Consider the following 16,721-nt stretch of genomic DNA (forward strand, 5'->3'; position numbering starts at 1 on the left):
CTTTAACCTCTTATTTTTTTGCTACCGTTTCCCCCGCGCGTAATTTCTCTGCAATATCATCGATTTTACGCAAACGATGATTAATACCCGATTTACTAATTTTGCCCCCGGATACCATCTCACCTAACTCTTTCAATGTTACATCTTGATAATCTCTTCTTAGTTGCGCAATTTCTCGTAGTTTATCTGGCAATATATCAAGACCAACCGTCTCATCAATATAGCGGATATTTTCAATCTGCCTTAGCGCTGCACCAATTGTTTTATTTAAATTAGCTGTTTCGCAGTTCACTAAACGATTTACAGAATTACGCATATCACGTACAATTCGAATGTCTTCAAATCTTAAAAGTGCATTATGAGCTCCTATAATATTTAAAAACTCTGTAATTTTTTCTGCTTCTTTCAAATACGTAATATACCCTTTTCTTCTTTCCAATGTCTTACTATTTAAATCAAATCCGTTCATCAGTTCACATATAGCATCATTATGTTCCTTATATAACGAAAAGATCTCTAAATGATAAGATGATGTTTCTGGGTTATTTACTGAACCACCTGCTAAAAATGCACCGCGTAAATACGATCGTTTACAACATTTCTTCTCAATCAATTCTTGTGATATATTTCGAATAAATGAAAAGTCATCTCGAACGATATGAAGATCGGCTAATATTTCGCGAGACTTCTCAACAAGCCTTACGATATATACATTATTTTTCTTCAATCGCATTTTTTTACGAACAAGTAATTCTACCGTCACGTCATATCCTTTTTTCAAAAGCGTATAAATCCTTCTTGCAATTGCCGCATTTTCCGTTTGAATATCGATAGATAGACGACGATTTGAAAAAGAAAGCGATCCGTTCATTCGAAGTAACGCTGATAGTTCTGCTTTCTCACAGCATTCCTTCATCTCAAGATTCGTCAACTCTTTCTTTGTTTCTGATGCAAATGACACAGTCAACACCTCCTTATACGATTATTGTGGAACAAAAATCTTGTCCTATATGAAAGGATGAGCGTTACCTCAAACGAGGCAACGCACATCTACAACAGTGAATATAAAATGGAAGCTAACTTTAATGTATCGTGCCTTACAACACGATCATCATACTTCGCTAATTGATCTTGAATGACATCAATATTGTTTTCGATAAAACGCTCTTCATCTACTACAACTGGCGCCGACATTTCTTCCTCATATAATTGACGTAATTCACAAGGAATATCACGGTTATTTACAATTGCAGTATCGATAAATGGTTTACCTAAATGATCATGTAACGCCTGCACATGGTCAAACGCAGTATATCCCATCGTTTCACCAGCTTGCGTCATAACATTACATACATATACCTTCTTCGCTTTTGCAGCAAGAACAGCGTCCCCGATTTTGTTAACAACTAAATTCGGTAATATACTCGTATACAAACTTCCTGGACCAAAAACAAGTAAATCAGCTCGTTTAATCTCAGCCAACGTTTCATGTAACGGTTCTACATCTTCTGGAGTTAAAAAGACACGGTTAATCTTCTTCCCGAAATAAGGAATTTTTGATTCACCTGTTACAATTTCTCCATCTTCTAGTTCCGCATGCAATACTGCACTTTGGTTCGCTGCCGGTAACACACGTCCTCTGACGTTCAACACTTTACTCGTTTCAGTAATCGCATGGAAGAAATCTCCTGTAATCGAGGTCATACCCGCCAATAATAAATTACCTAACGCATGACCTTTCAGCCCATCTCCCGTTGTGAAGCGATGCTGAAATAAAGCTTCCACCAGTGGCTCTACATCTGATAACGCAACAAGTACGTTACGAATATCACCTGGGGGTGGAATTTCTAGCTCATCACGTAATCTACCTGAACTGCCACCATCATCAGCGATTGTAACAACTGCTGTAATATCAACAGGATACTGTTTTAATCCTCGTAACAAAACAGAAAGTCCAGTTCCGCCTCCCATGATAACAATTTTAGGTTTTCTCTCTTTTTTCATCCCTTAATGGCCCTTTCTCTTCTCCACATCACGATGAGATACATGAACACTATACTCTGGTTTCAAATGTTTCCCAAGGTATTCTGTAAGCGTAACAGAACGATGCTGTCCACCTGTACATCCAATTGCTATTACAAGTTGACTCTTGCCTTCTCTTTTATAATGAGGCAGCATGAAAGTGATAAGATCCGTCAATTTCTCTAAAAACTTATGCGTCTCATTAAATTTCAGTACATACGATGAAACTTCCTCATCTAGTCCTGTTAATGGCTTCATATGTGGAATGTAATATGGATTTGGTAAAAAACGAACATCAAATACTAAATCTGCATCAATTGGAATGCCGTACTTAAATCCAAATGACATAACATTTACACGAAATGCTTGCTCCGTTTCAGTTGAAAACAGATGAACAATTTTTTCACGTAATTCTTTCGGTTTTAAATCCGATGTATCAAGCACAATATTCGCTCGCGCCTTCATATCAGTTAATAAGCTACGCTCCATCTCAATTCCCTTTAACGGCAAACCAGTTGGTGCAAGTGGATGCGAACGTCTCGTTTCTTTATAACGAGTCACAAGCGTGCTATCCTTCGCATCTAAGAATAAAATATGAGGAATAATCCATGTACGTTCTGATAAATCATCAAGCGCTCCCCATAAATGTTCGAAAAACTCTCGGCCACGTAAATCAACGCCAAGTGCTACTTTATTCATTTTCCCTTTTGAATCCGCCATAAGCTCAATAAACTTTGGCAATAACATCGGTGGTAAATTATCTACACAGAAATATCCTAAATCTTCAAAACTTTGTAAAGCTACTGTCTTTCCAGCTCCAGACATTCCTGTAATAATTACCATTTTTATATCATTATTCTCTGTCATCGTATCCTCTCCTTGACGGTTTAACTCGGATCTAATCGGTATGAAAGCAACTCAAAATCTGGGGTATATACAAATGTACCGTAGATTATGCCATTTCCTTTAATTAAATAATCAATAATGTGATAATCTCCTGGTGCCATTGCTAAATCATCAATTTTATCAAATGTATGCCAACCAATGATGCCTTCTTCGCTCTCTAGTTTGTTTTCTCCTGCAAAATCTGTCGCTAAAAAGGAGAACATCATCCATTCAGAAACAACTTTATCACCTTCTTGGATGACAAAGGTGAAGACCCCCTTTAACGCTGGGTTCTTTAAATAAATCCCTGTCTCTTCACGATACTCGCGAACAACGGAATCTCTTACAGTCTCACCACGCTCCATTTTCCCGCCTGGTGCAACCCACCAATTCCGGCGAGGTTTTTGGAGTAAGAGTACTTCATTATCTCTAATTAACACACAGTTTGTCACTCTTTGCATGTTTCTTCACCTCAGCTACTTGCAGCAAATTTTTCACTGCATACTCATTTCATTATACTATCAAAAACAGTTTGCTACAACGAAGGAGCCAGTCCTCTTTCGCTAAGCACACGCTACTCAACAATTTTAAAAAAGCTTTCTATAACAAGCAATGTAAATGCTTAGAATTCCAATGAATAGCATGAAAAATCCCCTTAACGATTTTTATCGCCAAGGGGATTAAAGCCTTTATTTCTTACCGAAATAAGTAACAATCGCAAATCCTAAAATAAAGGTAATAATTGAACTTATAATTGAAAATCCTCCATTTGGAATACCAGGGAACACAATTACAATCGAGCCGATAACAAGTCCAATAATTGCCGCAAATGTCATACTTTTATAACGATCTAATAAGAAACTAATTCCTTTACTACTTACAACGAACCCTACCATAACACCAGCACCGATAACTGCGATTAAAGGTAAGTTCAGTGTAGTTAAAGCGTTAATTGCTGTCGGATACACACCAATAATTAATAAAATAAATGATCCGCTAATTCCAGGAAGCAACATAGCCATACTAGCCATCCATCCTGCGAAAAATAAACCAATTGCATTTAAAATTGTTAACGTCGTAATTGGATCTGCTGCCTTATCTGGTTTAAAGAAAGCTGTGATCGCAACAAGAATTGCTGCAACTATTAATAAAACAATGTGCTTACCTTTAAATGATGCCTTTGCATCAGCTTCCCTCATTAACATCGGTAATATACTAATAATTAAACCGAGGAAGAAAAATTGAGTCGGTTCATAATGATTTGCAAGTAAATATTTAATAACGTGACTTAACGTTAAAAACGCTGCTGCCACACCAGCTGCAAGAGGAATTAAAAATCCTAAATGTTTTTTCCATTCACGACTAAAGAATCCACTAATTGCCGCAAGCAATTGTTCATAAATCCCTAACACAACAGCGATTGTACCGCCGCTCACACCAGGAATTAAATCACTAACGCCCATACAAAATCCACGATATATATTACGCCATTCCATACTGAATAAATTCCTCATTTCTTATAGTGATTTTTTCCGTAAAGTCCAGTATATCAATAAGAAAGCTTATAATCTCAATATTTTTTGACAAAACTTTGACATTTTCACACAAAAAAAGAAGAAAGCTCTTATATGTAGCTTTCTTCTCAAAAAGTATAGCATCCCTTATTTTTCTGATACAGTTTTTAGTTCTTCTAATAACTCTTCTACGTAATGTTGTGCGCTTTGCGCTGCAATACTACCGTCACCTGTTGCAGTTACAATTTGACGAAGCATTTTTTCGCGAACATCACCAGCTGCGAAAATACCAGGAACTTTCGTTTCCATACGCTCGTTCGTTTCAACGTAACCATTTTCATTTGTAATACCTAACTCAACAAACGGTTTTGATAGTGGTAACATACCGATATATACGAAAACGCCATCAGTTTTGACTTCTTTCTCTTCTCCACTGTTTACGTCTACAAGCGTTACGCTTCCTACTTTACCATTCGCTTCGTTAATTTCTTTAATAGTGTGATTCCAAATGAAATCTACTTTCTCGTTTTGGAAAGCACGATCTTGTAAAATTTTCTGTGCACGAAGAGTATCACGACGGTGAACGATTGTTACTTTTGATGCGAAGCGTGTTAAGAACACACCCTCTTCAACAGCAGAGTCTCCGCCCCCAATAACAACAAGTTCTTTCTCTTTAAAGAATGCACCATCACATACCGCACAGTATGATACACCACGGCCGCCAAGTTCTGTTTCACCTGGTACACCGATTTTTTTATACTCTGCACCACTTGCAACGATAATTGCACGTGTTTTATACTCTTTTTTACCAGCAATAATTGTTTTGTACTCTTTACCATCGATGACTGCTTTCACATCACCATATGCATATTCAGCACCAAATTTCTTCGCATGCTCGAACATTTTATTTGATAAGTCTGGTCCTAAAATTGACTCATAACCTGGGTAGTTTTCTACATCTTCTGTGTTCGCCATTTGTCCACCTGGAATACCACGCTCAAGCATTAATGTGCTTAAATTCGCACGAGATGTATATACTGCAGCTGTCATACCAGCTGGTCCTGCACCAATAATAATGACATCATAAATTTTTTCTTCTGACACACTATTCACTCCTATTCATTCCTACACAATTAAGTTACCCTCATTATACTGTTAGCATCATTTTTTTCCCAATGATTTGCTTACTTATGTGTGCGTACGCTTAACAGCTTGCACATACTTTCGAACAGTCGCTACAGATACATTATATACATCTCCGAGCTCTGACTGTGTCATCTTATTTCCTTGTTCGCTGCGTACGATATATTCAACCGCAGCTGACCACCCGTATACATTTGTAAAAACCGCCCCAGATGTATATAAGCGTATGAACGTACAAAACCAAAATTGTAAACACTCTTCGATTAATTCATCATCTTTTTTCGTATAATTGTATAACGCATCCGCGATTCGTGCGCACTGTTCAAATTGCTGTAAATCAGCTGGAATGCTCTTATGGCTATTAAGTAAAAAGAAATACTTTGCAAGTTGCGATACGATTGGAACACCGTTCTTCACCTGCGTTACATCAAAGAAGAATCCCACCTTCTCTGGCGTTGACAATTCATTCATTAAATATAAAGCTAGCATTTGTTCCTCTAGCGTCGCACTTTGCTGAAATGATTTTCGTAATTCTTCAAATAACACGTTTTGTCCTTCATCCGCTAAATTCAATGCATTCCACGGTTCTTTTCCCTTTTTATCAGGGTGCAATTCTACAACATGTTGCCACATTTTTTCAGCTACTTGCTGATCTTTCACCATATACGCAGAATATGCAAACCAATAATAAAAACTAACGTCTCCCTCATATCCTTGACGCTTTAATAATTTAAACCATTTATATGCAGGCTCGAAATGACCAATTGTTGCAAGTGTCGTTCCAAGTTTCAAACGATGTTCAAACGAAATCGGATATACCGAAACTAACTGCGCAGCTAATGCCTCTACTTGTTTATGCTCTCCAATTGAATATAGAAAAATAAGCGTATTACAAAGCGCATGTATATTACCTGGATTTTTCTCTAAAATCATTTCAGTTAACTTCAGCGCCTTATCTACATTACCAGATTGAAAATGCGCAATGGCTAAATTATTATGCCCCGACCAAAATTCCGGATAATCTTTCGTAACAATTTCTAATGTAGCAATTGCTTCTTCCAATTGTCCGTTGCGAATATAACGATTCGCTTCTTCCTGCATAACAATTAAATCATCTTCATCCTCAATCTCTTCGGCACCCATCGCTTCTTCTTCCATGATCTCAAGTAATTCTAATGTATCTTCTACGAATTCCTTCTCTTCTGCAACTTCTAAATAGCGATCCGCATACTTCTTCGCCTGCTGAAATAGCCCCATATATGCATAATTATTTGCAATAAAATAATAACACTGTTCAAGTTCTGGATTAGATCTAACAAGCTTAAAGAAGGTTTGATTTGACTCTTGATATTCACCAGCCTCAGATAATACTGTTGCTAATTGGCATAAAATAAACGGCTCCTTCTCACTTTGTGCCGCTCTTCGAAAATATTTAATTGCATCTTGCAATTTCTGCCCTTTGTAAGCCCTCATCCCTTTTTTATAAAAGAAGTCCGATAATTGATTAAAAGAGATAACTTGTCCGTTCTCCTTATATATTCTTTGATTTTTCCCCATATATCCTCCAGTTTTTTGTTTTCTTCGTTCACACATTCTTCTATCTATAAGTATAAACGATTCCGTAAAAAACAAAACAGTATATTATACTCAATTATTTCCTTTTTATTCATTAAAAAAGAAGAGAAATGTTACATTTTTAGTATCAACCTTCTCTAGCATCCATTTCTTCTTTTGTATAAATAACACGCATTGGATTTCCACCTACGAAAGCACCACTTGGTACATCTCTATGAACCAGTGTGCCAGCTGAAACAATCGCGCCATCCCCAATTTTCACACCTGGTAATATAGTCGTATTTGCTCCAATCATCACTTCGTTTCCTATGATGATTTCCCCAAGTCGATATTCGCGAATTAAATATTCATGTGCTAAAAGCGTTGTATTATAGCCGATAATCGAATTTTCTCCCACAACTATCTTTTCCGGGAACATAATATCTGGCATTACCATAAGCGCAAATGATGTTTTCTTTCCTACTTTCATCCGTAAAAACGTACGATACAGCCAATTCTTCACAGATAAAAATGGTGTGTAGCGTGCGATTTGGATAATAATAAAGTTTTTCATTACCTTCCAAAAAGACACTGTTTTATACACATTCCATAATGAATTTTCTCCTGAAACAGGATAGCGCGTTGTCCGTCGCACTGAACTCTCTCCTCTACTTATACAAAGTAAAACTTTACGAGCGATTCATATCAGACAAAATCGGTAGTAAATCACTCATTTTATCTAACATAAAGTCCGGTTTATAAGCCTCTAAATACGCTCTACCTTTCAATGTCCATGAAACCGCAGCTGTTTTCGTACCCGCATTTTGTCCACCAACAATATCATGATGATTATCCCCAACCATCAATGCCTCTTCTGGTTTCGCATCTAATAACTCAAGCGCTTTTTGAAGTGGCTCTGGATGTGGTTTCACATGCTCTACATCGTCAATTGTTACGACAACATCAAAGAACTCATCAAGCTTTGATAACTTTAATCCCATCTCAACGGTTTGTCGCGCTTTCGTTGTAACAATACCAACTTTATAACCTTGTTTCTTTAATTCTTGAACTGTTTCATATACAGTTTCATATTCTTCTACTAATTCATCATGATGATCATGGTTAAATTGACGATAGCTTGTAATTAACTCTTCAACCTTGCTTTCATCAATCTTACTAAAAGTATCATGTAAAGATGGACCGATAAATGGCAATACATCTTCACGCTTATATTGATCTGGATAATATGTATTTAAAGTATGTAAAAAAGAAGAAATAATAAGTTCATTTGTATTAATTAACGTTCCATCTAAATCAAATAACACTGTATTTATTTTCATTGCCTTAGTCCTTTCTCTTTCCTGAATATGAAAGAAGCAGCATCTTATAATAAGATGCTACTTTTCTCTAATTTTCCGAATATCTTTTATCAGCTTGCCCCATTTTTCGCCTCACAATAATGAAAATAATAGAAATAACAACAAGTCCAATTGACATCACTTGTGCAATACGAAGTGGTCCTAGCATTAAACTATCTGTACGTAACCCTTCTACGAAGAAGCGTCCTACTGAATACCAAATTAAATATGTGAAGAATAGTTCCCCGCGGCGTAAATTCACTTTTCGTAATGCAAGTAATAGAATTACTCCCGCGAAATTCCATAATGATTCATATAAAAATGTCGGGTGGTAGTACACACCATCAATATACATTTGATTAATAATGAAATCCGGTAAATGAAGACCTTCTAAAAACTGTCTCGTTACTTCATCACCATGTGCCTCTTGGTTCATAAAGTTTCCCCATCGGCCAATTGCTTGTCCTAGTAAAATACTTGGCGCAGCAATATCAGCCAACTTCCAGAATGAAACCCCGCGGCGTTTCGCAAAAAGAATTCCTGTAATAACAGCCCCGATTAAACCACCATGAATCGCCAAGCCACCTTGACGAATATTAATAATTTGACTCGGGTTTTGCGCGTAATATTCCCATTCAAAAATAACATAGTACATTCTCGCAAATAGAATAGCGATCGGTACCGCAATTAATACAAGGTCAACAAATGTATCTTTTGGAATACCTAGCCTTTCTCCCTCGCGAGTTGCTAGCCAAAGACCTAATAGCACACCTGTACCGATAATAATCCCGTACCAATAAACAGGAAACGGCCCAAGTTGGACAGCTACGCGGTCAAGCTGCGGTACAGAACCTAACAGCATATGTATGACCTCCCTCTCCAAAGTTTACTCCTGATTTCCTAACTCAATCGCACTCATTAATCGTTCTGAGAACTGCTGTGCTGCATTGACTCCCATACGTTTTAAACGGAAGTTCATCGCTGCTACTTCAATAATAACAGCCAAGTTTCGACCAGGACGAACTGGAAGTGTAATCTTCGTTAGTTCTGTATCAATAATCTTCATCTTCTCTTCATCAAGACCTAAGCGATCATAATTTTTCTTTTGATCCCAAATTTCAAGATTAATAACAAGTGTAATACGCTTATAATTTCGCACTGCCCCTGCACCAAATAACGTCATAACGTTAATGATACCTAGACCACGAATTTCTAATAAATGCTCAATTAAATCTGGTGAGCTTCCTACTAATGTGTCTTCATCTTCTTGACGAATTTCTACACTATCATCCGCAACAAGGCGGTGACCACGCTTCACAAGTTCAAGAGCTGTCTCACTTTTACCGACACCACTTTGACCTGTAATTAAAACACCAACGCCGTAAATATCTACTAACACACCATGAACAGCAGTTGTTGGCGCTAACTTACCTTCTAAATAGTTTGTTAAACGACTTGATAATCTTGTTGTCGTTTGAGAAGAACGTAATAAAGGCATGCCGGATTCACGTGATGCTTGCAGTAACTCATCTGGTACATCTTGATTACGAGTTATAATAATACATGGCGTCTCCTCGGTACAAAGCGCTTTCATTCTCTCTTGTTTTTGCTCTGACGTTAACGTGTCAAAGAACGTAAGCTCCGTCTTTCCAAGAAGCTGTACGCGATCAGCTGGATAGTATGTGAAAAATCCTGCCATTTCAATTCCAGGTCTTGATAAATCACTTGTATCAATCGGACGATGAATTCCATCTTCACCACTTATTAACTCCAATTGAAATTGTTCAATTAAATCTTTTGTCCTTACTTTCGGCATATGTATAAACCTCCACTCCGCTGCGGGTTCAGTCTCGTTTGATGTAAAATTCCATTCTACCCGATATTGTACCATTTTTTTCTGGAAACAAGAAATACGGTTTCTAATAAATAGAAAAAAACATTTCATACACATCATGAAATGTTTTTCTTTTTGTCATTTTCTCTTTTTTTCATATAACGGTTCCACAATTGCCTTTTCAATAATCATATTAAAAATTGAAATACAAATTGCCGCAACAATCGCTACACCGAAACCTGATATATTAAATGCATCTCCTAATAATGAATCTGCTATTTTTAACGTAATCGCATTAATAACAATTAAGAAGAACCCGAAAGTTACAACTGTAATTGGTAGCGTAATTAAAATTAAAAACGGTTTTACGAACACATTTAAAACAGCCAAAATAATACTCGCAATAATTGCAGTTTGTATATTTGCTACGTAAAACGCGTCTGGTGCAATCCCTTTTAAAAGTCCCGATACAGCGATTAACACAACGCTATTTACAAGAAGTGATACAATCCATCTCATTTTCTTACACATCCTTTAAACATATATATTTCATCATACGCTAATAGATAATAAACGCAAGTATCATGCAAACACTTATACCAACTTATTCTACTCTTCATGCTTGTATACCTACTAACATTTCCTTGTGAAATAAGGCCCACACCATCTATGCTCATGCGTTTTCACAAAAGTCCAAGTGAAATCTTTATCTACAATATAAATATCGCCTTTATACATATCATCTGTTTCACGTAATATATCATCCATACTTAATAAACTCGCATCTTTTATTATTAGTACATCATCACAGCGTTTCCGAAAATATACACCCCACCTTTGGAACTCTCTTACCTTCATACTTTTCTTTCGCAACACATCTAAAAACTCCATCGTCTCCCCCTATACAATAAAAACCGAGTGTCATTTCCACTCGGTTTTTATTCATACACTTATTGTGATAACTCTACTTCTTTTATTTTTGCTTTCATCCTTGCTTTATCACGAACTAAAATGTCTTTTAAATACTTACCTGTATACGAGCGCTCTTCTTTCACTACTTGCTCTGGCGTTCCGGAAGCAACGATTTGTCCACCTTTGTCCCCGCCTTCTGGTCCAAGGTCAACGATATAATCAGCTGTTTTTATCACATCTAAATTATGTTCAATTACAAGTACCGTCTCACCGCTCTCAACAAGACGTTGCAACACTTCTAGAAGACGTGCGATATCATGCGCATGTAAACCAGTCGTTGGCTCATCTAAAATGTATAGCGTACGCCCTGTAGAACGACGGTGTAATTCAGAAGCTAATTTCACACGCTGTGCTTCACCACCAGATAACGTCGTAGCTGGTTGCCCTAATTTCATATAACCAAGCCCAACATCTACAAGTGTTTGAAGTTTACGCTTAATTTTTGGGATATTAGCGAAGAACTCTACTCCATCTTCAATTGTCATCCCTAACACTTCAGAAATGTTCTTATCTTTATACTTCACTTCTAACGTTTCACGGTTGTAACGTTTACCATGACAAACTTCACACGGAACGTATACGTCTGGTAAGAAGTGCATTTCGATTTTAATAATTCCATCACCACGGCACGCTTCACAACGTCCACCTTTTACGTTAAAGCTGAAACGTCCTTTTTGATATCCGCGCACTTTCGCTTCATTCGTTTGCGCAAACACATCACGAATATCATCAAATACACCTGTATACGTCGCTGGATTAGAACGTGGTGTACGACCGATTGGTGATTGATCAATATCGATTACTTTATCTAAGTTCTCAAGACCTTTAATTTCTTTATGCGTACCTGGCTTCGCTTTCGCTTTATATAACTTTTGCGCTAACGATTTATATAGTACTTCATTAATCATCGTACTTTTACCGGAACCAGACACACCCGTTACCGCTACAAACGTACCAAGTGGGAATGACATTTTCGCGTTCTTTAAGTTATTCTCTTTTGCACCGACAATTTCCACTTTACGTCCGTCACCTTTACGTCTTTCAAGTGGAACCGGAATAAACTCTTTACCGCTTAAATACTTCCCTGTTAATGAATTCTCATCTTGCATCACTTCAGCTGGTGTCCCTGCTGATACGACTTGTCCACCGTGAATACCTGCACCAGGTCCGATATCAAGTAAATAGTCAGCTGCCATCATCGTATCTTCATCATGTTCAACGACGATTAACGTATTGCCTAAATCGCGCATTTCTTGCAATGTACGAATAAGACGATCGTTATCACGCTGGTGTAAACCGATAGAAGGCTCATCAAGAATATAAAGTACGCCAGTAAGACGAGAACCAATTTGCGTCGCCAAACGAATGCGTTGCGCCTCACCACCTGATAAAGTTCCTGCGGCACGACTTAACGTTAAATAATCTAAACCAACGTTCACTAAGAACCCAACGCGCTCCTGAATTTCTCTTAAAATTAAATGAGCAATTTTTTGTTGTTTCTCCGTTAGCTCTACATTTGAGAAGAATTCCTGTACTTCTTGAACAGAATACTTCGTTACATCAGCAATTGTTTTGTCACCAACGAAAACAGCTAAACTCTCAGGTTTCAAACGTCCACCTTTACACTTCGGACAAGCTTGTTCTGCCATATACTTTTCCATTTGCTCGCGGATATAATCAGAACTCGTTTCACGATAGCGACGTTCAATATTTGGGATAACACCTTCAAATAAAATCTCATTTTCCTTTACTTGACCAAATTCATTTACATAGCGGAAGTAAACTTTCTCTTCACCGCTTCCGTACAACACTTTATCAAATAAATCTTTCGGTATATCTTTCACAGGCATATCCATATCAACGCCGTAATGATTACAGACAGACTGTAAAAGCTGTGGGTAATATTGTGAACTTGTCGGTTCCCAAGGCGCAATCGCATGCTCATTTAATGATAAATCCCAGTTCGGAATAACAAGTTCTAAATCCACCTCTAGTTTTGAGCCAAGTCCATCACAAGACGGACATGCCCCGAATGGACTATTGAATGAGAACATACGCGGCTCTAATTCTCCAATTGAAAAACCACAATGCGGACAAGCATGATGTTCACTAAATAGAAGTTCCTCTTCTCCCATAACATCGATTAACACGCGGCCCCCACCAAGCTTTAATGCACTTTCAAGTGAATCAGCAAGACGGCTTGCGATCCCTTCTTTTACAACAATACGATCAATTACAACTTCAATGGAATGCTTTTTGTTTTTATCTAACGCAATATCTTCTGATACATCAAGCATTTCCCCATCAACACGTACACGAACATAACCTTGCTTCTTAATATCTTCCAGCACTTTCACGTGCGCGCCTTTACGCCCAGAAACGATAGGAGCTAACACTTGTAATTTCGTACGTTCAGGATATTCAAGTACACGGTCTACCATCTGCTCTACTGTTTGTGACGTAATTTCAATGCCATGATTCGGACAAATTGGCGTGCCAATTCGCGCAAATAATAAACGTAAATAATCATAAATCTCGGTTACCGTTCCAACAGTTGAACGCGGATTACGACTCGTCGTTTTTTGATCAATCGAAATCGCTGGTGATAATCCTTCAATCGTATCTACATCCGGTTTATCCATTTGCCCTAAAAACTGGCGTGCATACGCAGATAACGATTCTACGTATCTGCGCTGTCCTTCTGCATAAATCGTATCAAATGCTAATGATGATTTCCCCGAACCAGACAATCCCGTTACAACGACAAGCTGATTTCTCGGAATGGTTACATCTATATTTTTTAAGTTATGTGCTCTAGCACCTTTTACAACAATAAAATCCTTGCTCTTACTCACTCTTTTCACCCTTCCGCTTTTAATTCTAATAATAAATCTCTTAATTCAGCTGCACGCTCGAAGTCTAACGCTTTTGCTGCCTCTTTCATTTCTGCTTCCATCTTCGCAATTGTCTTTTCACGCTCTTTTTTCGTCATCTTCTTAGCTGGCGTTGCTTCATATGTTTCCGGCTCTTCAGCAGCTGTCGTTGCACGGATTACATCACGCACGCCTTTTTGAATCGTTTTCGGCGTAATACCATGCTCTTCATTGTAAGCTTCTTGTATAGTACGACGACGTTGCGTTTCTTCAATCGCAATTCCCATCGATCTTGTTATACGATCTGCGTACATAATAACGCGGCCGTTTTCATTACGTGCCGCACGACCAATTGTTTGAATTAATGAACGCTCTGAACGCAAGAACCCTTCCTTATCAGCATCTAAAATAGCTACAAGTGATACTTCTGGAATATCTAATCCTTCCCGTAATAAGTTAATACCGACAAGTACATCAAACTTACCAAGGCGAAGGTCACGGATAATTTCAATACGTTCTAATGTTTTAATTTCAGAGTGAAGATAGTTCACTTTAATTCCTACATCTTTTAAGTAATCCGTTAAATCCTCTGACATTTTTTTCGTTAAAGTCGTAATCAATACACGTTCATTTTTTGCAATGCGATCTTGAATCTCTCCTAATAAATCGTCAATTTGCCCTTCAATTGGTCGTATATCGATTGGTGGATCTAAAAGCCCTGTTGGACGAATAATTTGTTCTATTACTTCTGGCGACTGCTCTAACTCATACGGTCCTGGCGTTGCTGAAACGTAAATAACTTGATTTGTTTTCTCTTCAAACTCATCAAATGTGAGCGGTCTATTATCTAAAGCTGATGGCAGACGGAATCCATGATCCACAAGCACTTGCTTACGTGCTTGGTCCCCGTTATACATCGCTCTTACTTGTGGCACTGATACGTGCGACTCATCCATAACGATTAAGAAATCTTTCGGGAAATAGTCTAATAACGTATACGGCGTTGCACCGGCTGGACGAAGTGTTAAATGGCGGGAATAGTTTTCAATCCCTGAACAAAAGCCCATCTCGCGCATCATTTCTAAATCATAACGTGTACGTTGCTCTATACGCTGCGCTTCTAACAACTTGCCATTATCATTTAATTCCTTTAAACGTTCTTCTAATTCTTTTTCTATATTTTCAATAGCGACCTTCATCTTTTCTTCACGTGTAACGAAGTGAGATGCTGGGAAGATTGCTACATGATCACGTTCTGCTAATACTTCACCTGTTAACGCATTTACTTCGCGAATACGATCGATTTCATCGCCGAAAAACTCAATTCGAATACAATGCTCATCAAGTGATGCTGGGAAGATTTCAACTACATCTCCGCGCACACGGAATGTACCACGCTTGAAATCAATATCATTACGTCCATACTGCACATCAACTAGTTCACGAAGCAATTGATTGCGGTCCTTTTCCATACCAACTCGAAGTGAAACAACTAACTCGCGGTATTCTTCTGGAGAACCTAAACCATATATACACGAAACACTTGCAACGATAATTACATCATCCCGTTCAAATAATGCAGACGTTGCTGAGTGACGCAATTTATCAATTTCATCATTAATCTGCGCATCTTTTTCAATAAAAGTATCTGTTTGCGGCACATACGCTTCTGGCTGATAATAATCGTAATAACTAACAAAATATTCAACTGCATTATTCGGAAAAAAGTCTTTCAACTCACTATATAACTGCCCTGCTAACGTTTTATTATGAGCCATAACAAGTGTTGGCTTCTGCACTTCTTTAATGACATTTGAAATTGTAAATGTCTTACCCGTTCCTGTCGCACCAAGCAACACTTGCTTTTTCTTTCCACTATTAATTCCCTCTACAAGCTTCTCTATAGCTACCGGCTGATCACCTTGCGGGGAATACGCTGAGATAATTTCAAATTGATGTTCCAAGGAAAAACCGACCTCCTCATAAAAATCTGTATTATTATTTTACCACGAATGCCCATAAAAAACCTAAAAAAACGAACAGATATTCGGTAAAGTTTTCGACATTATATACACAGAAAAAGGAAGGAGTACATACTTCCTTCCTCTACTAACTCTATTTTTTAGGTACATATATTGCGTCTATCTTCATTCGTACAATCTATTAGCCTATAAGTGATTTCTAATTCATGCTGGTCTTTAACAATACTTTTACAACTATCTTTATGTAACCCTTTATTCTCACCAGCAAATTGGTCTTGTCTATTATCTACCACATAAAGTATATCTTTCTCACTATGCTCTAACGTTTGAAAAATCGGATCCCCTTCATGTGTGTAATGTACAATTCTTATTTTATCAACTTCCCCTTGTTCCACATTTAAAACGAATTGCTCGAATTTATCTAGATTGGAAATTCCTGCTCCCTTTACAATGACATCATTCTTCTTATCAATTGTAGTGTTAGATTGCGAGCATGCTACTAAACTAAAGAGAAATAGACATATAAAACTGGTTCTTTTTCCTATTGTCATCCTCTCCTATAAAAATTATTTGTATACCCAAAA

The 16,721-nt window shown here is 37.6% G+C and carries 16 protein-coding genes; all 16 read right to left on the bottom strand.

The genetic code is table 11. From position 1 onward, the window contains the following. Window positions 1-10: 10 nt before the first annotated feature. Complete coding sequence (gene whiA / locus V7S50_RS21065) at window positions 11-961, bottom strand: DNA-binding protein WhiA (protein ID WP_000006561.1); 951 nt, start codon at window positions 959-961, stop codon at window positions 11-13. Window positions 962-1,050: 89 nt separating this feature from the next. Next, on the bottom strand, window positions 1,051-2,004 hold the full coding sequence (locus V7S50_RS21070; RefSeq protein ID WP_060632850.1) for a gluconeogenesis factor YvcK family protein: 954 nt from the start codon (window positions 2,002-2,004) through the stop codon (window positions 1,051-1,053). A gap of 3 nt (window positions 2,005-2,007) precedes the next feature. Then, a complete protein-coding gene (rapZ, locus tag V7S50_RS21075; RefSeq protein WP_000138465.1) occupies window positions 2,008-2,889 on the bottom strand; it encodes an RNase adapter RapZ in 882 nt (293 codons plus the stop codon). Between the two features lie 20 nt (window positions 2,890-2,909). Next, entirely contained in the window at window positions 2,910-3,368 is a 459-nt protein-coding gene (locus tag V7S50_RS21080; protein WP_001190080.1) for an NUDIX hydrolase, read from the bottom strand. Window positions 3,369-3,596: 228 nt separating this feature from the next. Further along, window positions 3,597-4,403 carry a DUF368 domain-containing protein gene (locus V7S50_RS21085; protein ID WP_242254865.1) on the bottom strand — a complete coding sequence of 269 codons (807 nt, stop codon included), beginning with the start codon at window positions 4,401-4,403 and terminating at the stop codon, window positions 3,597-3,599. 165 nt (window positions 4,404-4,568) lie between these two features. Then, window positions 4,569-5,525: a thioredoxin-disulfide reductase gene (gene trxB, locus V7S50_RS21090; RefSeq protein ID WP_063221778.1), complete on the bottom strand. Its 957-nt coding sequence runs from the start codon at window positions 5,523-5,525 to the stop codon at window positions 4,569-4,571. An 84-nt stretch (window positions 5,526-5,609) separates the two neighbouring features. Then, the gene (locus tag V7S50_RS21095; protein ID WP_252209184.1) at window positions 5,610-7,121 is read right to left on the bottom strand and encodes a tetratricopeptide repeat protein; all 1,512 of its coding nucleotides are present in this window, start codon (window positions 7,119-7,121) and stop codon (window positions 5,610-5,612) included. Window positions 7,122-7,266: 145 nt separating this feature from the next. Next, the gene (locus V7S50_RS21100) at window positions 7,267-7,773 is read right to left on the bottom strand and encodes an acyltransferase (RefSeq protein ID WP_063221780.1); all 507 of its coding nucleotides are present in this window, start codon (window positions 7,771-7,773) and stop codon (window positions 7,267-7,269) included. Window positions 7,774-7,807: 34 nt separating this feature from the next. Beyond that, the gene (gene ppaX / locus V7S50_RS21105) at window positions 7,808-8,458 is read right to left on the bottom strand and encodes a pyrophosphatase PpaX (RefSeq protein ID WP_063221781.1); all 651 of its coding nucleotides are present in this window, start codon (window positions 8,456-8,458) and stop codon (window positions 7,808-7,810) included. Window positions 8,459-8,525: 67 nt separating this feature from the next. Next, on the bottom strand, window positions 8,526-9,338 hold the full coding sequence (gene lgt / locus V7S50_RS21110) for a prolipoprotein diacylglyceryl transferase (RefSeq protein WP_000924239.1): 813 nt from the start codon (window positions 9,336-9,338) through the stop codon (window positions 8,526-8,528). A gap of 24 nt (window positions 9,339-9,362) precedes the next feature. Further along, window positions 9,363-10,292 (bottom strand): HPr(Ser) kinase/phosphatase, encoded by a 930-nt coding sequence (hprK, locus tag V7S50_RS21115; RefSeq protein WP_060632856.1) that lies wholly within the window; start codon window positions 10,290-10,292, stop codon window positions 9,363-9,365. A 156-nt stretch (window positions 10,293-10,448) separates the two neighbouring features. After that, window positions 10,449-10,829, bottom strand: coding sequence for a phage holin family protein (locus tag V7S50_RS21120; protein WP_001267308.1), 381 nt, complete (start codon window positions 10,827-10,829; stop codon window positions 10,449-10,451). Between the two features lie 114 nt (window positions 10,830-10,943). Further along, window positions 10,944-11,201 carry a DUF4275 family protein gene (locus V7S50_RS21125; RefSeq protein WP_242254872.1) on the bottom strand — a complete coding sequence of 86 codons (258 nt, stop codon included), beginning with the start codon at window positions 11,199-11,201 and terminating at the stop codon, window positions 10,944-10,946. A gap of 59 nt (window positions 11,202-11,260) precedes the next feature. Beyond that, on the bottom strand, window positions 11,261-14,137 hold the full coding sequence (gene uvrA, locus V7S50_RS21130) for an excinuclease ABC subunit UvrA (protein WP_063221784.1): 2,877 nt from the start codon (window positions 14,135-14,137) through the stop codon (window positions 11,261-11,263). Window positions 14,138-14,142: 5 nt separating this feature from the next. Next, window positions 14,143-16,119 carry an excinuclease ABC subunit B gene (gene uvrB / locus V7S50_RS21135; protein ID WP_063221785.1) on the bottom strand — a complete coding sequence of 659 codons (1,977 nt, stop codon included), beginning with the start codon at window positions 16,117-16,119 and terminating at the stop codon, window positions 14,143-14,145. A 158-nt stretch (window positions 16,120-16,277) separates the two neighbouring features. Beyond that, window positions 16,278-16,688, bottom strand: a complete 411-nt coding sequence (locus V7S50_RS21140; protein ID WP_242254879.1) for a DUF4362 domain-containing protein — start codon at window positions 16,686-16,688, stop codon at window positions 16,278-16,280. Window positions 16,689-16,721 lie beyond the last annotated feature (33 nt).

The sequence above is a fragment of the Bacillus sp. CCNWLW194 genome, from assembly GCF_037120585.1.
Lineage (GTDB): Bacteria > Bacillota > Bacilli > Bacillales > Bacillaceae_G > Bacillus_A > Bacillus_A basilensis.